Raw genomic sequence first — 21,153 nt, forward strand, 5'->3', positions numbered from 1 at the left:
TGGTCGCACGGTCCGCGTGATCCACATTTCGGGTCGAAAGGATCTTGACACGTCGCCGCGAAAGGCAGAGCATCCTTCGTTGGCTTCCGACAACGTTGTCAGACGGCGCGGGACAGCCCTCCGGTGTGGACAGCGCACCGGCGCAGAGCTGTCTTCGTCGTGCTCACAGCGCGGGTCCGTCAACTGAAGGGCAAGCACAAGTGTCAGACCCACTGGCGCGTGCGGCGCAGACCGCAAGACGCCGAACCATCGCCGGGATCGCGACCGCGGCCGTAGCCGTACTGGCGACCGCCGCCGCGGGCACCCCCGCCGCGGCCGCCCCGGCCCCGCACCTGGTCAACGACCCCGTCTCCTACGTCAACCCGCTGATCGGCTCCACGAACCTGGGCAACACCTACCCGGGCGCGGTACGTCCCTTCGGCATGCTGTCGTGGAGTCCGCAAACCACCCGCGATAGCCAGGTCTCCACTCCCGCACCCGGGGGCTACGAGTACGGCGCGACCCGGATTCGTGGCTTCAGCCTGACCCACCTCAACGGCGTCGGCTGCAACGGCGGTGCCGGCGACATCCCGATCATGCCGTACGTGGGCGACGTGGACTCGTCACCCACGATCGACACCTCCGACGCGAAGTACGCGAGCAACTTCTCGCACGCCAACGAGACGGCGCGGGCCGGCTACTACCGGGTGGCGCTCGACAGCGGCGCGTCGGCGGAACTGACCACCACCGACCGCACCGGTTCGGGCCGGTTCGGGTTCCCGGCCGACCAGCCCGCCAGCATGCTGTTCCGCACCGCCAACTCGGAGACCGGCAGCACCGACGCCACCGTGCAGGTGGACGCGGAGGCCCGGACCGTCACCGGTTCGGTCACCGCGGGCAACTTTTGCGGCCCGCAGAGCCCGAACAACCGCAAGGGCACGTACACCCTGCACTTCACCGCGCACTTCGACCAGCCCTTCGCCCGGTTCGGCACCTGGCAGGACGGCACCGTGACCTCGGGCAGCTCCTCCGCCTCGGGTGGCACCGGTGTCACAAGCGGCTTCCCGACCGCGGGTAAGGGCTCCGGCGCGTACGTCACCTTCGCCGACGGTACGACTCAGGTCGGCGTCAAGGTGGCCGTCTCCTACGTCAGCCTGGACAACGCCGAGGCCAACCTGCGGGCGGAGAACCCGCAGGAGAAGACCTTCGACACGGTCCGCGCGGAGGCCACCAAGGCGTGGCAGCGGGAACTGAGCAAGATCAAGGTCGGTGGTGGCACCGCCGACCAGCTCAGCAGCTTCTACACCGCGCTTTACCACTCCATGCTGGAGCCCACGATCGCCAGCGACGTCGACGGCCGTTACCTCGGCGCCGACGGCAAGCCCCACCAGTTGGCCAAGGGCCAGAAGATGCAGTACGGCACCTTCTCCGGCTGGGACCAGTACCGCGCCCAGGTGCAGCTGATGACCCTGATCAACCCGAAGGCCGGCAGTGACTATGCGCAGTCGCTGTTCAACTACGCGTCGCAGCGCGACGGCGAGTGGGACCGCTGGCTGCTGATCAACGGCAAGACGGCCGTCATGTCGGGTGACCCGTCGGCTCCGGCGCTCGCCGGGATCTACGCCTTCGGCGGTCGGGACTTCGACGTCAAGGGCGCCCTTCGCTCGCTGATCACCGCCGCGACGGTGCCGACCGCGAACGACTCGGACAGCGCCGGCTGCAACGTCGCGTGCGTCGGGCAGCGTCCCGCCCTGGACAAGTACCTCGAGCTCGGCTACGTACCGGCCGACGGCTGCTCCTGCTGGGGTGGTGCGGCCGAGACGCTGGAGGACGCCGTCGCCGACTTCGGCCTGGCCGAACTGGCCGGACGCCTCGGCGACCACGCGAACCAGCAGGCGTTCCTCGACCGTTCGGGGAACTGGAGCAACGTGTTCGACCTGACCGCCACCCCGCAGGGCGGCTACCTGCGGGCCCGCAAGGCTGACGGCGCGTGGGCGGAGCAGTCGTTCAACCCCGCCACCGAGAACGGGTTCGTCGAGGGCAGCAGCGCCCGCTACACCTGGATGGTGTACTCCGACGTCGCCGGTCTGGCCCGCGCGATGGGTGGCAACAAGGCAGCCGAGCAGCGCCTCGACGCCTTCTTCCGTACGCCGGACGGCAGCTTCGACTTCTCCGCCCGGGACCACACGCGGTTCGACCCGACCAACGAGCCGGACATGAACGCGCCGTACGTCTACAACTACCTGGGCGTCCCGCACAAGACGCAGGAGACGGTCCGGGCGGTGCTCAACCAGCTCTGGGGCAACACCCCGGGCGGCATCCCCGGCAACGACGACGCCGGCACCATGTCGTCGTGGTACGTCTTCTCCGCGCTGGGCCTGTACCCGCAGAACCCCAGCCGCGCCGACCTGGTGCTCTCCGCGCCGCTCTTCACCCGCGCGGTGATCAACAGCGGACCCGGCCGGGACATCACCATCAACGCTCCCGACGCCTCGGCGAAGAACATGTACATCCAGTCGGTGCGCGTCGACGGCAAGAAGTCGACCAAGACCTGGGTTCCCGCCTCACTCGTCGAGAAGGGCGGCAAGCTGGACTTCGCGCTCGGCAGCAAGCCGAACCTCTCCTGGGGCACCTCGCCCGCGGACGCGCCGCCGTCGTTCGGGCACGGCCGTCCCTACCTGGCCGGTGTCAGCCCGCAGGCCATGAAGGTGGAGCCGGGCGGCAAGGCGGACACGACGTACAAGGTGCAGGCGCTCACCGGCGACCCGACCAAGGTTCGTTGGCACGTCACCGCCCCCGCCGGGCTGAACGTGACGCCCGCCGACGGTGAAGTCGCGCTCTCCGGCGACGGCTCGGCCACCCGGGCGCTCACCGTCTCGCCCGACGCCGGCATGAAGCCCGGTGCCTACTCGATCTCGGTGACCGCCACGACCGCGTCCGGCGAGGCGTTGCCCGCGGTGACGCTTCCGATCACGGTCGCCGCACGGGACAGCGTGCTGTGGAACCTGAACAGCAACGGCATCTCGGCCGACGACACCAACCCGCAGGCCAACTTCGACACCGGCGGCTGGAGCTACTCGGCCACGGCGCTGGAGGCGGCCGGGGTGCGGCCCGGCTCCACCGTCTCGGTGAACGGGTTCGACTTCACCTGGCCGAACGTGGCTCCCGGCGACCCCGACAACATCGTCGTCGGCGGTGGCGGGCAGGTAGTCAGCGTCACCCCGGCCGAGGGCGACACCAAGCTGAGCGTGCTGGGCAGCGCCGCCTTCCAGGCCACGAGCGGCACGGTGACGCTCACGTACACCGACGGCACCACCCAGCAGGCGGAGATCGGCTTCAGTGACTGGACGTTGGGCGGCGGCAGCCAGCAGCCCTCCTTCGGCAACCTGACGGCCGTACGGACCGCGTACCGCGACTACATGGGCAGCGGCATCGACCCGGTGACCACGTACGTCTTCGCGACCGCGCCCATCGAGCTGCTGCCGGGCAAGCAACTGGCCAGCCTGACGCTGCCGAGCAACACCAACGGTGGCGTCATGCACGTCTTCGGCGTGGCGACGGCCTGACCGGAGTCGGAACGACAGGACGTCTGACTGTCGAACGGTGAGCACACGCCGGCGCTGCCCGGCGGGTGCCGCCGGTTGGGACGAGGGCCTGTTCCGCCCCACGGGGTGGAGCAGGCCCTCGCGCGTTCGCGGGGGAGAGGAGCCGTCGAGCGGAGACTCAAATATTCCTCAATTTCCATGTCGACGGCGCTTCCAGATCATCGCGGCGGGCCTAGGTTCAGATCACTTCGCGCACCGGCACATCGCCATGCATCACTTGGGAGAGCCAATGGCCCCTACGCCACCGACCGACGCCGAGCTCGACATCCTGATCAGGGCCCGGCTCGCCGCTCTCGGTATCGATCTGGACCAGCTTCCGTCAGGCACCACCCCCGATCCGGAGACCGGTTCGCCGGGCCAGGACTCCGTGCTCGCGTCGCTGCGCTCGTTCCTGCGGGGCACCGTGGCCACGCTCGCCGCCTACCAGCTGCCCGTCCCCGGCGTCACCGATCCCGACGCCGTCAAGGCACTGTCGCAGCAGCAGGTGCCCGTCCTGTACCCCTCGAACAGCACGGAATGGCGGAAGGCATGACTGGCGGACCACTCGACCGTTCGATCGACCGCAGGGCGTTCCTGGCCCGCGCTGCCGCGCTGGCAGCCGCCTCCGCCGCAGGCCTCACCGTCGCGCTGCCCTCGGTGGCGACGGCGAGCGGCCCCCGGGCGACCGGCCCGGCGGGGAAGGGGAAACCGGCGCTGGACCGGCCCAACGCCTACGTGAAGCCCCGGCCGGAGGCGCTCGCCGACCCGACCGAATGCACCATCGCCGAGGCGGCCTGGCTCATCCGCGCCGGGAAGCTCACCCCGCAACGTCTGGTCGAGGCGATGCTGGAGCGCATCTCCACGTACGACGGCGTCTACCAGGCGTTCAACCTGGTCCTCGCCGACGCGGCCATCGCCGCGGCGCGGGACGCCGCCCAGCGGCCCCGGCAGGGCGCGCTGCACGGCATCCCCCTGGCCATCAAGGACAACTACTACACCGAAGGGGTACGCACCACCGCGAACTCCTTCCTCTTCGAGAACTTCGTGCCGCCCCACGACGCCACCGCGGTGGCGCGCCTGAAGGCGGGCGGCGCGATCCTGCTGGGCAAGACCCAGATGGGCCCGCTGGCCACCACCCGGGCCACCACGCCGGCGGGTGTGATCACCACGGTGAACGCGTGGGCGCCGGCCAACCGCAACGTCGACCCGGGCGGGTCGTCCACGGGCACCGCCACGGCGGTGGCCGCCCGGATGGCCACCTCGGGGATCGGCACGCAGACCGGCGGCTCGATCACCTCCCCCTCCAACGCCCAGAACCTGACCGGTCTCAAGCCGACCATGGGTCGCGTCTCGGCGGCGGGCATCATTCCGCTCACGTACACCCGTGACCATCCCGGTCCGCTGGCCCGCGACGCCAAGGACGCGGCCATCATGCTGACCGCGATGGCGGGGGAGGACCCGGCGGACCCGCGCAGCCAGGGCCTGCCCGACGTGCCCGATCTGATCGACGCGGCGACACCGGTGTACCGGCGGAATCAGGTACGGCTGCGCTGGGAAACCCGGATCGGGGTGCTGCCTGGCTTCGCCAACGGCACCTCCGCCACCGCGCTGGCCCGACAGGCGTACCTGGCGCAGCTCGCCGCGATCCCCGGCGTCACGCTGGTGGAGGTGACGCTGCCGGAGGGGTGGAGTCAGCTGACCGGCGGCACCTTCAACAACGTCCGGCTGCCCGAGCGTAGCGAGCCGTTCATGCCCTACCTGCGTACCGACCTGCGCGGCTTCGGTGTGTCGGTGACCAGCTGGTTGCAGGGCGCGCTGATGGGTGGCAACGAGTTCATCACGGGGCAGCGGGCCAGGCTGCTGCTGATGGAGCGGGTCCTGCACGAACTCTTCGACGAGTGCGACGTGGTGGTGCAGACCGATCCGGTGCCCTTCGACATCCTGGGTCTGCCGGAGATCGCCTTCCCCATCGGGTTCACCGCCGCCGGGGTACCGATCGGCACCATCCTCGGCGGCCTCCCGTACGCCGAGGACCGGCTCCTGTCGGTGGTGGCCGCCTACCAGGCGACGACGGACTGGCACCTGCGGCGCCCCGCCGACCCGTCCGCCGCCGCGATGCGCACCCGAGCCGCCGCCGAGGCGCCCCGGCTGACGGCCGAGCAGGTCGCCGAACTCACCCAGTGACGTGCATGTGGGGCGGGAAAGAGTTCCCGCCCCACATGCACGTTCTCCATCATGGAGACCGGCTGCCTCCGTGCGGCCGCAGATCGAGATCGCCGCAAAATGCGAATCCCTTCCGATGGGCCGAACCTCATCGTGGCGTTTTCGTGGCCGATCAGCGCTCCGAGGAAGCGAAACGACAGAAATTCGTTTTACCGAATCAGGCAATGGCGTGCGGTGTCGAGCCGATACCCAGGACGTGCCTCGCTCCACCCACCACTGGCGTCCCGCGAGAGAGGGCCGGGCAACGCCTACGGCCCGCACCCAGGTGACCGGCAGCTCTTCTGTCCGGAAGCGTGGCCGCCGCTCAGGTCAGCTTGAGGATCGCGGTGACCAGCAGTCCGAGTACGAACGCGACGACGTAGTAGTAGAGGATCGGTTGCAGCCGCTGGCGCCAGAGCAGGATGACGGAGAGTACGGCGACGGCCGCGACCACGTACAGGTCGAGGCCGATCTGTTCGAACGCCAGGTTCGCGACGACCCCGGCCCCGACGAAGAGGGCGTTGGCGGTCAGCAGCACCCAGTCCACGATGCTCAGCCGATCCCGGTCCGGCGCCGTGACCTGGGCAAGCAGAACGACCAGGTTGAGTAGCAGGAAGCCGGCGAAGAAGAGGTAGTGGGAGAACTCGTCGTCGTTGAAGGCGACGATACGGCAGAGGTCGTCCGGGGTGTCCGGGCAGAAGCGGCCGTGCAGGTAGTTCGTGATCTCGTGGCTGCCGTAGCTCGTCGCATACAGGTAGGCCCCGACGACGAAGGTGAGGCCGAGGGAACGACGAGCCGCGCCGCGCCGGTCGGTCGAGGCGAGCAGGTGCTGGTACGTCAGGTACGTGAGAAGCACGGTGACCAGGCCGAGGACCATGTTGTTGAGATCGACCCAGCGCAGGAACTCGTTCGGCGCGACGAATCCCAGCGTGAGGTCGCTGAGCCGGTTCACCGATACCAGCACGATCGACAGAGACTGCAGACTCAGCAGGATATGAAGAGTTCGGCGGCGCGCGGACGTCGTCGCGCGGTCGCTCATGCGTGGTGTGCCAAGCTCGATCATGGATCGAATGGAAACACAGTCAGAGCGCCGCCCGACAAGGTGATCGCCTGACGGTGCGGGCAGCGAGGTCCAGGGAGGCCTCGCGGCTGCCGTCGTGGCGATCCCGCCGGATGCGTGGTCGTTCCGTGCCACGGTGCGGGGCGATCGTGTGCTCGACCACCCGTCGTCGGGCACCGGGATCGGAGCCGTGGGGCCGGCTTCGCCGGGGTGGCCACCACCTACAAGGCGCGACAGGCCGGCAATCATTGGTCGGAGCTCTGAGCGTGCCCGGCGAATTCGTCGCCTACGAATTCACGCCGCTTCCACGAACCGTCGCGTGCGCGGGCCGTGCGGCCTCGTCGTGCGACCGCAGGCAAGGCTCAAGATTTGCTCAATTGCGGTGGTGGGCGTTCCCGAAACTCATCGAAACCTGTTGAATCGACCGGGTCCGATGTGGTGCGGCCGCCCTGCTCGGTCCCTTTTTCGTCGTTCCAGGTGAAGGGATGTCAGGTGAAACGAAGACTGTCCCGTACCGCAGTTCCGATCGCGTGCGTACTCGCGATGATCGGTACGCCGGTGCTGACGTCCGGATCCGTCGCCACCGCTGACAAACGCGTACCGAAGCCGGAGTCGGTCATCGGCTGGGTGCCCTGCGCCGACTACAAGGTGGCGACCTACGAGCAGATCGCCGACTACTACCGGAAGCTCGACAAGGCCAGCGACCGGATGAAGCTGGTCGAGATCGGCAAGACCAGCGAGGGCCGGCCGCAGCTGATGGCCATCGTCTCGTCCGAGAAGAACCTCAAGGACGGGAACCTGCGGCGTTACCAGGACATCTCGGTGCGGCTGTCCCAGGGTGACAAGCTGCCCGAGAAGGAGGCGCGGGAGCTGGCCAAGAACGGCAAGGCGGTCGCTTGGGTCGACTTCGGCATCCACTCCACGGAGGTGGCGGGGCACCAGACCGCGCCGCAGTTCGCGTACGACCTGGTCACCAGTGAGACGCCGGAGGCCCGTGAGATCCGGGACAACGTCATCACGTTGCTGGTGCCCAACGTCAACCCGGACGGTGGCACCAAGGTGGCCGAGTGGTACCAGAAGAACCTCGGCGGCCCCTACCAGGACGCCAGCTATCCGGAGCTCTACCAGAAGTACGCCGGGCACGACAACAACCGTGACTGGTACATGTTCAACCTGCAGGAGACCCAGAACGTCGGGCGTCAGCTGTTCCACGAGTGGATCCCGCAGGTCATGCACAACGTGCACCAGTCGGCGGTCTTCCCGGCCCGGATCAGCATCCCGCCCTACGAGGACCCGCTGAACCCGAACATCCACCCGCAGGTGGTCCGCGGTGTCAACCTCGTCGGTGACGCGATGGGCCAGCGGCTGGACCGCGAGGACAAGGTCGGCGCCCTGGCCCGCCAGTCGTACGACATCTGGTGGAACGGCGGCGCGCGGACCGCGCCGTACTACCACAACCAGATCGGCATCCTTACCGAGACGGCGCACGCCTCGGCGACACCCCGGTACTACGACCCGGCGACCTTCCCGAAGACGTTCGCCGACGGCACCTCGACCAGCGAACCGTCGGTCTTCTACCCCAGCCCCTGGAAGGGCGGGGAGTGGCACCTGTCGCAGAGCTGCGACTACATCAAGACGGCGTCCTGGGCGATGCTGCGGGTCGCCAGTGACGACCGGGAGGCCCTGCTCGCCGGCGTGGCGAAGATGGCTCGCGACGGCGCCCAGAACGGTGCCGGCACCACCTACGTGATCCCCGCCGACCAGGCGGACTTCCCGACCGCCACGAAGCTGGTTGACAAGCTGCGGTGGAACAACATCCGGGTCGAACGAGCCACGGAGTCGTTCAACGTGGGTGACCGCACCTACCCGGCCGGTAGCTACCTGGTGCGGGAGGCGCAGCCCTACCGGGCGGCGGTGCTCGACCTGCTCAACCCGCAGAAGTACCCGGACCGCCGGCTCTACCCCGGTGGCCCGCTGGAGCCGCCGTACGACATCACCGGCTACACGCTGTCGTTCCAGATGGGTGTGACCGTCGACAAGCTCGACCAGAAGGTGCGGGCCCGCACCGTCGACGTCGACTGGCCGAGCGTGCCCGAGGGCGTCGTGGCCGGCGCGCCGAAGCACGCGTACGCCCTCGACCCCCGCGTGAACGACAGTGCGGCCGCCGTGAACGCCCTGCTCGCCGCCGGGGACAAGGTCTCCCGCAGTAGCGGTGAGGTGAAGACCCGGACCGGCACGCTGCCGGCCGGGACCTTCCTGGTCACGCCCGGGGCGGGCACCGACACGCGGGTGACCGAGCTCGCCACCAGGTTGGGCCTGAGCATCGCGGCGGTGGACGCGAAGCCGAAGAAGGTAACCGAGCTCGTCGCGCCGCGGGTCGGTCTGTACGACGGGTTCAACAACTACGACGAGGGTTGGACCCGGCTCATCCTGGACCAGTTCGGGTTCGGGTACGAGAAGGTGACGAACGCGACCGTCCGCGCCGGCGACCTGCGGGCGAAGTTCGACACGATCGTGCTGCCCGACGCCACGTACAACTCGATGCGCAACGGCCGGGCGGCCGGATCCCTGCCGCCGGAGTACACCGGTGGGATGACCGACGCCGGCGTGGCCAACCTCAAGGCGTTCGTCGAGGCCGGCGGGACCGTGGTGACCCTGAACCGCGCCGCCCAGCTGCCGATCCAGGCGTTCGACGTGCCGGTCAGGGACGTCACCGAAGGGACGGAGGAGACCGAGTACAACATCCCCGGGTCGGTGCTGAACCTGAACGTCGACGCCGCTGACCCGGTCGGCGCCGGATTCGGATCGTCCGCGTCCGCGTTCGTCGCCGACGGGCCGGCGTTCGAGGTCGAGGACGGGGCCGAGGGCGTCACGGTGGCGGCCACCTGGCCGAAGACGAACCTGCTGAAGAGCGGCTTCCTCCTCGGCGAGGACGTCATCGGCGGGAAGGCCGCCGTGGTGACCGCCAAGGTGGGTGACGGCCAGGTGGTGATGATCGGCTTCAAGCCGCAGCACCGGGCGCAGTCGCACGGCACCTACCGTCTGTTGTTCAACGCGATGTACCTGGGCGGTCAGCGCTGACCTGACCCGGATCGGGGTGGCCGGGCGTGCTCGCGCGCCCGGCCACCCCTCGTCCTCTCGTCTTCCCCGACCGTCGATCCGGCCACTCGCCGGGCAATAAGCTGCGGACATGTCCGAATCGCCGGAAGCCGGAGGGAATCTCCGGACCGTCATCCTGGCCGGCGCGGTCAACCTCGGTGTGGCGGTGACCAAGGGCCTCGTGGGGTTCGTCACCGGCTCGGCGGCCCTGCTGGCCGAGGCCATGCACTCGCTGGCCGACACCAGCACCGAGGTGCTGCTCTTCGTCGGTCTGCGCCGCGGTGCCCGGCCACCCACCGAGGAGCGTCCGTTCGGGCACGACAGGGAGACGTACATCTGGGCGCTGCTCGCCGCCGTCGCCACGTTCCTGATCGGCGGTGGTCTCTCCATCGAGGAGGGCGTCGAGGCGATCCGGTCACCCGAGCGACCGCAGCAGCCGCTCCTCGCGTACCTCGTGATCCTCGTCGCCGCAGTCCTCGAGTCCATCTCGCTGGCGCGGTCGGTCCGCCAGATCCAGGCCCGAGCCAGACGGTTCGTCGTGCCGCCGCTCCTGCTGGTGCGTTACGGCTCCGACACCCCGACCAGGGCGGTCTTCTTCGAGGACGCCGCGGCCCTGGTCGGCCTCGCGCTGGCCGGCGCGGGGGTGGCCCTCACCGACGCGACGGGCAACCCGCTCTGGGACGGCCTCGCGTCGATCGCCATCGGCCTGCTGCTCATCTGCGTGGCCGCCGTTCTGGGCTACAGCAACCTCACCCTGCTGATCGGCCGTGGCGTGCCGGAGCGTGGGCGGGCCAGGATCAAGCACGAACTGCTCGCGGTGCCCGCCGTGGAACAGGTGCAGCAGCTGCTCACCCTCTACCTCGGCCCGAACACCATCCTCGTCGCCGCGAAGATCGACTTTGTGTCGACGGCTAGCAGCACCGACGTCGAGGTCGCCGCCGACGAGGCCGAGCGGCGCCTGATCGCTCTCTTCCCGACGATCCGCTACGTCTTCCTCGACCCGACCGGAGGCGGCGGATCCGAGGCCACCCCACGTAGCCGGCCTGATCCGACCGAACCTGCCGACGGCTGATCCGGCGCCCGCCACCTGCGGACACACGCCGGCCCGGTCCCCAAGGGGCGGGGGACCGGGCCGGCGTGGTCTCGGTGTTCGGTCAGGCCGTCGGCTGCTCCGGCTGCTCGCTGCCCGCCTCGACGGCGGTCTGCTCGCCCGCCGAGCTGACCGGGATGCGCCGGGCGCCGCGCCCGACGTACGCGTCTCCGACCCGTACGGTCAGCACGCCGGCGTCGTACGAGGCGCTGACCGCGTCGGCGGTCGTGTGCGTCGGCAGGCGGAAGGAGCGGCGGAACGACCCGTAGCGCACCTCCCGCAGGCTGCGCCCGTCGCGGTCCTCCGCCCGCTCGTCGCGCCGCTCACCCCGGACGACCAGCGTGTCCCGGTCGACCTCGACCGTGACGTCCTTCTCGGGGTCCAACCCGGGCAGCTCCAGCCGCACCACCGCGTCGTCGCCGTCGCGGGTGACCTCAGCGGCCGGGACGAAGCCGGCCGGCCGGGTCACGACCGGCCCGAAGGCCTGCCGCACCAGGGCGTCGAACTCTGCGAACGGGTCCCGCCGGGTCCACAACGACACCGTGCTCATGTCGTCTCCTCCACGTTTCTCACGTCGGCCAACTGGCCGGCACCTCGTATAACTTGAGCCGACCCGACTCAATTCCCGTCCTCACGGAAAACGTGCTGAGAGGTGGTGGCGGCAGGAAGACGGCTGCCCGGCGGGCTGGGTGCGACGGTTCAACTGACGGGTCTGCTCGTCGACGGACCGCCCGACGCGGCCCAGGCCGCGTCGGGCGGGCGCGCGTCAGGCGCAGGGTTCCCCGCCGCACACGTCGACGATCTTGCCGGTGAGCAGGAACGTCGCCTTCTGCTGCTGCGCTCCGGGTTGGGCGCGGGGGAACTCGTGCGGGTCCTCGCCGTACTCCGGACCGGCCGGGGCGAGGTTCGTCGTCGGGGGAGCGGAGGTCGCACCACTGTTCCAGATCACGATCGCCGACCCGCTGTACGGATACCTCGAGATCGGCCTGATTCCCCAGTACGGCTTCGCGTCGAGCGACCAACCGTCCGCGATGGCGGGGGTGTGCAGGCGAGCCCCGATGGTGCGCGCCTGCACCTCGGCGGCGGCGGGGGAGACCTGATGGTCGCCGAAGGCCACGTGCATCAGGACCTGATGTGCCGGGGTGCGCGGCAGCGGCCGGTCGGTCATGTGTTGGGCGTACCCGTTGGCCTCGGACCGGTCCCACAGCATCTGCAACAGGGCGAAGATCAGCTGCTGGTCGACCTTGTCCGGGTACGACCCGTCCATGACCGATTGGAACGGGGCGAAGTCCACACTGCGCTGCAGCAGGGTCGAGTAGTTCATGGCCGGTACGCCGAGCACCGACCGGGTCCAGTCCTGGGCGATGGCGGTGAGCGCGCCACCGTTGATCCCGCCCTGGCTGTTCCCGTCGTAGTGCAGTCCGCCCGCGACATCGATGAGCGGTCGCCCGTCGGCGTCCTGGAACGCCGGGTCGGCAGCGAATCCCTCCCGATGGATCATCGCGCGACCGAGGAAGAGGAAGTTCAGGAAGCTCTGTTGCAGCCGGTCCACCACGGCGGGGAAGGCGCTGAGGTCGGCGAAGGTGCCGGACACGTACGGGACGTCGGCGGCGGCCATGCCGATCCAGCTGGTCGCGCAGAAGGTGAAGTCGTACGTGGCCGACATCGTCTTGACGTTGCCGGCGTTGATCTCGGTCGGTCTGCCGAGCAGCCCGTGGCCGTAGAGCGACAGGTGCGCCGGGCGGGCCGCGGAGGCGCTGCGCGGGATGTTGCACACGAAGTCCGCCCGCAACGTGGTGCCGGACGGTGTGGGCAGGGCGTACCTGGCGGGCGGCGTCCCGTCGCCACGGGTCGGCCCGTAGTGCAGCCGTGAGCCGGGGCCGCCGTCGCCGGTCAGGTAGGACGGTACGCCGATGGTGCCGGCCACCTGCCGGGCGATCCGTGGATCCTGCTGCGGCGTGTAGTCGGTCACCTGGTCGACGGTGATCTGCGGTGCCGCGGCACCGAGATCGGCGAACGCGCCGTCGCGGATCGCCAGCATCCGCCCGGTCAGGCCCTGCCGGCTCGCCACCGTGAAGTCCCAGGCCAGATAGAGGCTGTGCCGCTTGACGCCGGCTCTGGTCAGGTCGGCGAGGACCCGCTTCATCTGCGGCACCCGGCGGTCCCCACGGCCGAGGCCGGCACCGGTCACGTACGCCTTGAACGCCTTCGGCGTCGGGATCAGTGCCTTCTTCCCGTCCCGCATGCCGCGCAGGCCCACGACGTACCGGGCGCCCTCGGTGAGCGCCACCGCCGGTCGGATGATGAGCAGCTGCCGGTCGGGTTGGCCGGTGGCGTGCGCGTCCAGCTCCGCCCAGTACGGCGTGCGCTCGCCGGTGGCGCTGTTGAGCAGCACGATCGGCGCGTCCGGCGCGAGCGAGCGGCCGACGTCGGTGACCGGCGCGATTCCGGTCGCCGTCGCGTCGAGGCCGGGCACGTGCACGAGGATCGGTGACCCGGGACTGAACCCGTCCTGCCGGTTCCACTCGGTCGGGTCGATCGGGACGCCCTGCAGGTTGGCGGGCATCGCGGCGGCCGGGAACTGCACCCGCTTGCCGGTGGGGCTGGCCGGGTCGGGCACGGTGAAGTAGTCGTTCGGGAAGGGCAGCAGGCAGGCCGTCGGGTCGATCGGGTCGCAGGTGCCGTGGGTGTCGGCGCTCGTCGGCGCCGTCGGTGGTGCCGCGGCGGCGGCCGTGCCGAGTAGCACGACGCCGGCGGTTACCACCGCGGACACGGTGAAACGGAACCGTCTGGCGGTGGTCACACGCATCTCCTTCGACGGTGGACTCTGTGGACGGACAACCCGGTGGGGAGGCCGGGCGTGGACACCATCCGGGTGGGGTGTGGTGTTCTTCCTACGCCCGGGATGCACCATCGGCAAGAGGTGATCAACGGGTGAGGGCGCGCGGCGGCGGGACGCGAGGTCCCGCCGGTGACGGAAGCGAAACACTCTCCTACACCTGTCGAAGGCTGCCCCGGTCCACGTACCGACATCTGCACAGTGACCACGAACGGGCCGACTCATAGATTCGAAATCTGGAGTGATCATGTGGACGGTGAGCACCATCGACCTCTGATCGCCCGCCTTCTCCAACCCCCACCTGAGAGGTGATCTGATGCACCTTCTGCCCTCGAGGCGCACGGTGTGGCGTTCGGTACTGGCCGCGTCGGCCGCGACCGTTCTGGTCGCGACCGGCGCCGCCGGGCCGGCCAACGCCACGCCGGGCGGCCACCCGCCGGACGGGCCCGCCCCGTTCCAGGTGCTCGATCCGCAGAACTGGCAGAACCCGGACACGATGACCTGGGACGACTACAAGGCGGTGCCCAACAAGAACTGGGCCGACCCGAACGTCCGGGGATCCGTCCGCAACTTCAACATCGCGCTGGTCACCCTGGACTACGTGGACCAGCCGTTCGTCATCACCCAGCCGGCGGGCTCGTCGGTGTTCGGCAACCCGCAGGCGAACGCCACAAACGTGCCGCGGGACCAGGTCGCGAAGTTCTACACCGACTTCCTCAACAAGCCGGGCGACCTGAACAAGGGCCACACCCTGCACGAGTACTGGATGCAGGACTCCAACGGCCGCTACGGCGTCGACCTCACCGGGTTCGGCCCGTACAAGATGCCGTCGAAGTCCTACCAGTACGGCATCGACAACGGCTTCAACGCCGGCGCGTGCCCGTCCGGGGAGGCGTGCAGCCAGAACATCCGCACCGACGGGTTGGGCGCCTGGCGCGCTGCCGTCGGCGAAGAGGTCGCCGACAGCTTCGAGCTGGTCTTCATCCTCTCCGCCGGTCAGGACGAGTCCTCCACCTGGCAGGAATTCGGCCAGATGATGTTCCAGACCAAGGAGGACGTGCCCGACGCGTGGGGCCCGCCGGACCCCAGCATGCCGAACTACGCGTCCACCCGGTACGTCCCCTGGACGTCCTGGAAGGCCGCCTCGACCATCTGGCCGAACGCGGGCGGTGGCTCGTCGACCCAGGCGGAGAGCTCGGGCCAGGGCACGTACGCCCACGAGCTGAGCCACCTGCTGAGCATCGGCGACAACTACAACAACCCGTACGGCACGCCGCTGCGCCGCGCATACTCCGGCATCTGGAGCATGATGTCGCGTGGATCCTTCAACGGTCCCGGCGGCCCGCACACCCGTTGGCAGATCCCCCCGGTCAACGGCGGCTCGATGGGCTCGCTGCACACGCTGCGCGACAAGCTGAAGATCGGGCTCCTCGGTGAGGAGCACGCGCTGCGGCTGTCGCGCGAGGCGCTGAGCAGCTCCGGCATGGTCGTCGCCGACGTCACCGCTCGCGCGGTCGACGCCGGCGAGGGCGGGCTGACCGGCATCAACATCGCCATGGACGCAGACCGCTCCCCGGCGTGCAGCACCACCACCGACCCGCTCTGCGACGGCGGCGGATTCAACAACTACACCCTCGAGGTCGTCGACCGGATGGGAGCGGACTCGTTCACGCCGGACAACGGCGTGCTGATCAGCAAGACGAAGAACGCGGACCGCGCGCCGTTCGTCTGGGTCGTCGACGCCAACCCGCAGGACATCGACATGGTGGACTTCTACCAGCCGAACGGCACCCCGCAGAAGATCACCATGGGTGACTACCGGCAGCTGTCCGACGCGCTGTTCCACGCGGGCGCCAACTCCGGCAGCGAGTACGAGTACGTGGACGAGGCCAACCGGCTGCACTTCTACGTGCTCAACCTCCGCCGTGACAACGACGGCGTGCTGTCGTACACGGTGGCGGTCCGCTCGCTGGACGGCGCCGGCCCGAGCCAGCACGGTGTGCAGCTGTCCAAGGGTCACCTGGTCACCCAGGGCAAGCCGAGCGGCAAGGGCGCGACCTGCACCTTCGACCTGACCAACACCGGCAAGTACGTGGCCGGTGAGCAGCAGCACCCGGAGGACGCCAGCGCGTACCTGAAGTCCGACGTGTACCGGCTCTCGGCGAGTGTCGGAGGCAAGGGCTGGAAGGTGGAACTGCCGAACGAACTGGCCACGGCCGAGTTCGGCGGCAACACGCCGGTCGACGTCTCGGTCGGCGCCAACGCCGGCGCGACGGCGACCACCCTGGTGACGCTCACCGCCACCTCGGAGAGCGACCCCAGCAAGACCGTGACCAGCCAGTGCCGGGTCGAGCGACCCCGCGCGCAGCTCGGCTGACCACGTACGGCCCGGGGCGGTGGGATGATCACGTGCCCACCGCCCCCGGGCCCCCCGGCCCCGAACGATCTGGAGGACAGATGCGGCGTCTGCTGGCAGCGCTGTTGCTACCGTCACTCGCCGCCGGCGCGTTGACCGCGTGCGACGACGCCGAGGAGGCCCGTTCGGCGATGACCGTGCGGGTGCTCGTCCGGGACATCAACATCCGGCCGGAGGGTGTGGAGTGTGCCGGCACCGGCCCCTACACCCACTTCCACAACCGGTCACCGTTCCAGGTGATCGACCCCGATGGTCGTACCCTCGCCGAGGGTGCGCTGCCGTCGGGCACGTCCGTGGCGACGTTCAAGGAGGACCTGGAGGTGACCCGCGTGCCCACGTACTGCGAATTCGCCGTTCCCGTCACGGTGGCCGACCGCAGCGCGTACCGGCTGGTGGTCGACGGTCACCCGCCGATCGCGCTCACCCCGAACGACAGCGAAGGACCGGCGCTGGTCGCGGTGGTGCCCTCATGACCCGGGGGTACGCAGCCCGCCTGGCCGCCGTCACGCTGGCGCTGGCGGTGGCGCTCTCCACGGCCGCCTGCTCGGGCGACGAGCCGCCGGCGCGGCCGGAGCCGGTCGCCGGTGGGGCCGCCGCGCTGCCCGGTCCAGCGCCGGCGAACCTCGCGCTGCGCCAGCCCCCGTCCGGGCTGCCCGGCGCACCCGCCGTCACCGGCACCCTCACCGACGGCAGTCCCGTCGCCTTCGCCGACCTGTGGGCCGAGCGCCCGGTCGTGCTGGTCTTCTTCAGCTCGTGGTGCACCGTCTGCGCGGAGCGGCAGAATGCTCTCAGCGAGCTGGCCCGTACCCACCGGGACAAGGTCGTCTTCGTCGGCGTGGCCGTCGAGGACACCACCCAGGATCTGCAGCAGTACCTGCGGGAACACCGGGTGGAGTACCCGGTCGTGGTCGACGACGACGGCATCATCTCGCAGTCGTACGCCGTCCGCGAGCCCCCGGGCGTGGTGATGATCGCCAAGGGCGGCACGCTGCTGCGCGGCTGGCCGGGCGGGGTGGACGCGCCCGCCCTCGACGGCAAGCTGCGCGAGCTGGTGCTGGCTTCGTAGGCGGGGACAGCGGGTCGAGGCGAGCCAGACGTAATAGGTATCGATGGCGAGGGGTTGGTTCCGGCCATCGATACCTGAAAAGATCGAGTGGTGCGGCCAGCTACTCGACGGTCCGAGCTCTTCGCGGTGGTTACCTGTCTGCTGATGCTGGCGGCTGGTTGCACTTCCAACGACGACCACGCCCTGCCCAACGTCGGCCCGGCCTCCTCATCTGGGGGACCCGGCGGTTCGCGGGCACCAGTCCTGCCCCCGTTGCCGCAGGGCGGGCAGCACTTGTCGTGTACGGATTCCATCGGCACGATGGCGGCGCCGTCCCAGTCTTATCGCATCGCTGCGGACGCCGTCGCAGTGCCCTCCGGAGTCCTGCAACCCAATGAAACGGGCGACGACCGAGGGCCGACACGCCTCTTCGCGAAGTGGGGACTCTACGTGCAAGCCGGAGTGGCGGTGGAGGTGCGGGTGGCCCCCGGGTGGGAGGACCGCGCCCGCATCGGTTGGGGTGCTCCAGTCGATCTCACGACGACAACTGTGCAAATCGATGCCTGTCCCGCCGGGAGCGCATCGGCGACCTGGTCGGTCTTCACCGGCGGTACCTGGGTGGCGGACCCGGCATGCGTACCACTGGTCATCCGCGCCGGGGCAAGGCAGGTTGAAGTACGTCTTGCGATAGGAACGTCGTGTGACGACGGCTTACCCCGATAGGCCGAGAGAGCCGACGTCTTCGAGCTGTTGAGGGACCGGGTAGGGCTTCTGGCTGATTGTCGCGGACACCCGCCCCGCGTCGCCGATCCTTCTCCACACCGAACGGGTGAGACCTTCACGTTCACCCGTCGGCAGGCCTGGATGGCTCGTAGCGTGCAGGCGTGGACAGAGTGCGTGTGCCGCGCCGGTTGCTGCTCGCGGGAGCCGGCTCCGCCGCCGTGGCCGCACTCACTGGCTGCCAGGCCAGCCAGTCAACCACGCCCCCCACACCGCGGCCGACCGGCCGGGCCACGACGGGGAACCTGGACGAGGCGGCACTACGCCGGAAGATCGCGAGCCTGCTCGTGGTGGGCTTCCGCGGCGACTCCGTGGGCCGGAACGATTGGATCGTGAGGGCCATCCGGAACGGTCTCGGCGGTGTGATCCTCTTCGATCGCGATCTGCTGACGGACACCGGGCGCAACATCCGCTCGCCGCAGCAGGTCACCACCCTGATACGAGACCTGAAGAACGCCGCACCGGGCCGCCGGCTGATCGTGTCGATCGACCAGGAAGGCGGCCGCACCGCCCGACTGAACCCGAACAACGGCTTCCCCGCCACCAGGTCCGAGGCGGAGATCGGTGCCGAGAACTCGCCGGCGGCGACGCGCGACTGGGCGCGCGGACTGGTCGCGAGCCTCACGCGGATCGGGGTCAACCTCAACTACGCCCCGGTCGTCGACCTGAACGTCAACCCCGACAGCCGGGCGATCGGCAGGCTCGACCGCAGCTTCTCCGCGAACCCCGACGTAGTCGTCAGCAACGCCACCGAGGAGATCCACGCCCATCGCGCCGCCGGCGTCAAGACCTCACTCAAACACTTCCCGGGGATCGGCAGCGCCACCGGCAACACCGACTTCGAGGTCGTCGACGTCAGCTCCACCTGGAAGCCCGTCGAGCTGGAGCCGTTCCGGCGACTGATCCGGGCCGGCGCGGCGGACTCGGTGCTGGTCGCTCACGTGCTCAACAAACAGCTGGATCCGAAACTGCCCGCGTCGCTGTCGCCGGCGGTGGTCACGAAGCTGCTGCGCGGCGACCTGGGCTGGCAGGGCCCGGTGGTCAGCGACGACATGCAGGCGGCTGCCATCACCCGCCGGCACGGCACCGCCGACGCCGTCCGCCTGGCGTTGCAGGCCGGCGTCGACCTGCTCGTCTTCGCCAATCAGCAGGCGTTCGACCCGGGAATCGTCGACAAGACGCTCGACACGGTGGTCGACCTGGTCCGCCGCGGTCAGCTCAGCACCGAGCGGATCGACCAGTCCGTCGCCCGGGTCGACACGCTCCGCCCGAAGGGCTGAGCAACTGTCCCCGGTGCCCCCACTGGTCACCGCCGATGCGAAATGTCGTCACGCGCGGTGGAAACAGCGTTGATGAACAGTATGAACGCAATGATCACCCGAGCCGCCGGCTCCTCCTAACCTGCCACCGAAGCGCGTCGATGCGCTGGTGAGGACGAGGAGTCATGCCGTGATCACGTCGAGAACCACCACCAGACCTGTCCGCCCGTTCCGCCGCCTACTCGGACCGGCAGTCCTGCTCGTCGGCGCGATGGTCGGCAGCCTGACCACCGCACCCGCCGCTCAGGCGAGCGCACCGGCTCCGGCGGTGACCGCGTGTCCCGCGAACCTGGCGGACAAGGCCACCTGCTACACCGGCCAGGACGCCAACGGGGCCTACTACGCGATCGCCATCCCCAACCGGTGGAACCGGTCGCTGGTCGTACACGCCCACGGCGGACCGGATCTGGGTGACACGTCCGACCCGCAGCGCAGCGTCGACGACCTGGACCGCTGGGCGGTCATGGTGGAGGAGGGCTACGCCTGGGCCGGCTCGTCCTACCGCCGGGGCGGCTACGGCACACGGATGGCCGCCGCCGACACCGAGAACCTGCGCCGCCTCTTCGTCAGCGAGTTCGGCAAGCCGAAGCGGACGTACGTGCACGGGCAGTCGTGGGGCGGAAACGTCGCCGCGAAGGTCGTGGAGACCTACGCCGGGGAGCACGGGCCGTACGACGGGGCGTTGCTCACCAGCGGCGTCCTCGGCGGCGGCTCCCGTGGCTACGACTACCGGGTCGACCTGCGCGTCGTCTACCAGTACTACTGCCAGAACCATCCTCGGCCCAGCGAGCCCCAGTACCCGCTCTGGGAGGGCCTACGGGCCGGCTCCACCATGACCACCGCCGGGCTGCGCGCCCGACTGCAGGAGTGCACCGGCTACGCCTCCGCTGCGGCGGAGCGTACGGCGTTGCAGCAGCGCAACCTCGACGACATCCTGGCCGTGACGGGCGTTCCGGAGCGCACCCTGGAGTCGCACCTGCGTTTCGCCACCTTCACCTTCCGCGACATCGTCCACGGCCGGCTCGGCGGGCGTAACCCGTTCAGCAATCAGGGAGTCCGGTACGCCGGCTCACACGACGACGCGGCGCTCAACGCGGGTGTGCAGCGCTTCTCGGCCGACCCGACCGCCCTGCGCGACCTCTCGTACGACAGCGACCTCACCGGCAAGGTCTCCATCCCCGTGCTGACGATGCACGCGATCGACGACCCGACGGCGTTCGTCGAGCACGAGGCCGCCTACCGCGCCACCCTTCGAGGCGCCGGCCGGGACGAGCACCTGGTGCAGACCTTCACCCGGGAGTCCGAGCACAGCGCCCTGAGCAACGCGGAGTACGCGAACTCGATTTCCGCGCTCGACACGTGGGTGCACACCGGACGGAAGCCGACGTCCGCGTCGATCGCGGCCTCCTGTGCCGGATTCGACCGGACCTACGGCGGCGGCTGCTTCTACGAGCCGCAGTTCCGTCCCGCCCCCTACGCCGAGCGGGTCAACCCACGGCCGGGTGGCCTGCGTTGGCCGGCGATGACGGCCGTGCAGGAGCGGATCTGGGGCCGGATCGACAACGTCGGAATCGAGCCCTGACGCTCCCGGCGAACAACGTCGCGTCGCCCGGTGGTGCCGACCGCGCCACCGGGCCCAGGGCTTCGCCCCGGGCACTCGTTCACGGAAAGAGTGGCCATCCCAGCGGAAATGGCCACTCTTTCCGTGAACGAGGCCCTACTTCTGGGGAGGGGGAGAGA

At 69.7% G+C, this 21,153-nt stretch carries 13 protein-coding genes; 10 read left to right on the top strand and 3 right to left on the bottom strand.

Annotation, left to right across the window (positions count from 1 at the left end; genetic code table 11):
- The first annotated feature begins 200 nt into the window (after window positions 1-200).
- The 3 genes from BXA10_RS14975 to BXA10_RS14985 all read left to right on the top strand — a co-directional run bounded on the left by BXA10_RS14975 (window position 201) and on the right by BXA10_RS14985 (window position 5,747).
- Window positions 201-3,545: a GH92 family glycosyl hydrolase gene (locus BXA10_RS14975; protein ID WP_245828252.1), complete on the top strand. Its 3,345-nt coding sequence runs from the start codon at window positions 201-203 to the stop codon at window positions 3,543-3,545.
- A gap of 268 nt (window positions 3,546-3,813) precedes the next feature.
- Window positions 3,814-4,116, top strand: a complete 303-nt coding sequence (locus BXA10_RS14980; RefSeq protein ID WP_076470956.1) for a hypothetical protein — start codon at window positions 3,814-3,816, stop codon at window positions 4,114-4,116.
- Complete coding sequence (locus BXA10_RS14985) at window positions 4,113-5,747, top strand: amidase (protein ID WP_217696776.1); 1,635 nt, start codon at window positions 4,113-4,115, stop codon at window positions 5,745-5,747. Before BXA10_RS14980 ends, BXA10_RS14985 begins: the two co-directional genes overlap by 4 nt.
- 343 nt (window positions 5,748-6,090) lie before the next feature.
- Here BXA10_RS14985 and BXA10_RS31520 read toward each other — a convergent pair whose 3' ends face one another.
- A complete protein-coding gene (locus BXA10_RS31520; protein WP_076470958.1) occupies window positions 6,091-6,729 on the bottom strand; it encodes a hypothetical protein in 639 nt (212 codons plus the stop codon).
- 588 nt (window positions 6,730-7,317) lie between these two features.
- Between BXA10_RS31520 and BXA10_RS14995 the strand changes: the two genes are divergently transcribed.
- Window positions 7,318-9,906 carry a M14 family metallopeptidase gene (locus tag BXA10_RS14995; protein ID WP_139338004.1) on the top strand — a complete coding sequence of 863 codons (2,589 nt, stop codon included), beginning with the start codon at window positions 7,318-7,320 and terminating at the stop codon, window positions 9,904-9,906.
- 109 nt (window positions 9,907-10,015) lie between these two features.
- Window positions 10,016-10,996, top strand: a complete 981-nt coding sequence (locus BXA10_RS15000) for a cation diffusion facilitator family transporter (protein ID WP_076470960.1) — start codon at window positions 10,016-10,018, stop codon at window positions 10,994-10,996.
- An 82-nt stretch (window positions 10,997-11,078) separates the two neighbouring features.
- Here the strand turns inward: BXA10_RS15000 and BXA10_RS15005 are convergent, their stop codons facing one another.
- Both BXA10_RS15005 and BXA10_RS15010 read right to left on the bottom strand, forming a co-directional pair.
- The gene (locus tag BXA10_RS15005; RefSeq protein ID WP_076470961.1) at window positions 11,079-11,564 is read right to left on the bottom strand and encodes an Hsp20/alpha crystallin family protein; all 486 of its coding nucleotides are present in this window, start codon (window positions 11,562-11,564) and stop codon (window positions 11,079-11,081) included.
- 216 nt (window positions 11,565-11,780) lie between these two features.
- Window positions 11,781-13,817: a hypothetical protein gene (locus tag BXA10_RS15010; protein WP_076470962.1), complete on the bottom strand. Its 2,037-nt coding sequence runs from the start codon at window positions 13,815-13,817 to the stop codon at window positions 11,781-11,783.
- A 352-nt stretch (window positions 13,818-14,169) separates the two neighbouring features.
- Here BXA10_RS15010 and BXA10_RS15015 point away from each other — a divergent pair, with 352 nt between their 5' ends.
- From BXA10_RS15015 to BXA10_RS15040, 5 genes are all read left to right on the top strand, one after another.
- Window positions 14,170-16,230 carry a M6 family metalloprotease domain-containing protein gene (locus BXA10_RS15015; protein ID WP_076470963.1) on the top strand — a complete coding sequence of 687 codons (2,061 nt, stop codon included), beginning with the start codon at window positions 14,170-14,172 and terminating at the stop codon, window positions 16,228-16,230.
- Window positions 16,231-16,310: 80 nt separating this feature from the next.
- The gene (locus BXA10_RS15020) at window positions 16,311-16,742 is read left to right on the top strand and encodes a hypothetical protein (protein WP_076470964.1); all 432 of its coding nucleotides are present in this window, start codon (window positions 16,311-16,313) and stop codon (window positions 16,740-16,742) included.
- Window positions 16,739-17,335 carry a TlpA family protein disulfide reductase gene (locus BXA10_RS15025; RefSeq protein WP_076470965.1) on the top strand — a complete coding sequence of 199 codons (597 nt, stop codon included), beginning with the start codon at window positions 16,739-16,741 and terminating at the stop codon, window positions 17,333-17,335. Before BXA10_RS15020 ends, BXA10_RS15025 begins: the two co-directional genes overlap by 4 nt.
- A gap of 863 nt (window positions 17,336-18,198) precedes the next feature.
- Window positions 18,199-19,374 carry a glycoside hydrolase family 3 N-terminal domain-containing protein gene (locus BXA10_RS15035; RefSeq protein ID WP_245828254.1) on the top strand — a complete coding sequence of 392 codons (1,176 nt, stop codon included), beginning with the start codon at window positions 18,199-18,201 and terminating at the stop codon, window positions 19,372-19,374.
- A 169-nt stretch (window positions 19,375-19,543) separates the two neighbouring features.
- Complete coding sequence (locus BXA10_RS15040; RefSeq protein WP_084752813.1) at window positions 19,544-20,995, top strand: hypothetical protein; 1,452 nt, start codon at window positions 19,544-19,546, stop codon at window positions 20,993-20,995.
- The last annotated feature ends 158 nt before the right edge of the window (window positions 20,996-21,153 follow it).

Source organism: Micromonospora avicenniae, from assembly GCF_900156065.1.
GTDB lineage: Bacteria > Actinomycetota > Actinomycetes > Mycobacteriales > Micromonosporaceae > Micromonospora > Micromonospora avicenniae.

Excerpts from the sequence above, each read along its gene's own strand:
- BXA10_RS15020 (WP_076470964.1), top strand. The coding sequence starts at position 16,311 with ATGCGGCGTCTGCTGGCAGCGCTGTTGCTACCGTCACTCGCCGCCGGC.
- BXA10_RS14985 (WP_217696776.1), top strand. The coding sequence starts at position 4,113 with ATGACTGGCGGACCACTCGACCGTTCGATCGACCGCAGGGCGTTCCTG.
- BXA10_RS15000 (WP_076470960.1), top strand. The coding sequence starts at position 10,016 with ATGTCCGAATCGCCGGAAGCCGGAGGGAATCTCCGGACCGTCATCCTG.
- BXA10_RS15005 (WP_076470961.1), bottom strand. The coding sequence starts at position 11,564 with ATGAGCACGGTGTCGTTGTGGACCCGGCGGGACCCGTTCGCAGAGTTC.
- BXA10_RS14980 (WP_076470956.1), top strand. The coding sequence starts at position 3,814 with ATGGCCCCTACGCCACCGACCGACGCCGAGCTCGACATCCTGATCAGG.
- BXA10_RS15015 (WP_076470963.1), top strand. The coding sequence starts at position 14,170 with ATGCACCTTCTGCCCTCGAGGCGCACGGTGTGGCGTTCGGTACTGGCC.
- BXA10_RS15025 (WP_076470965.1), top strand. The coding sequence starts at position 16,739 with ATGACCCGGGGGTACGCAGCCCGCCTGGCCGCCGTCACGCTGGCGCTG.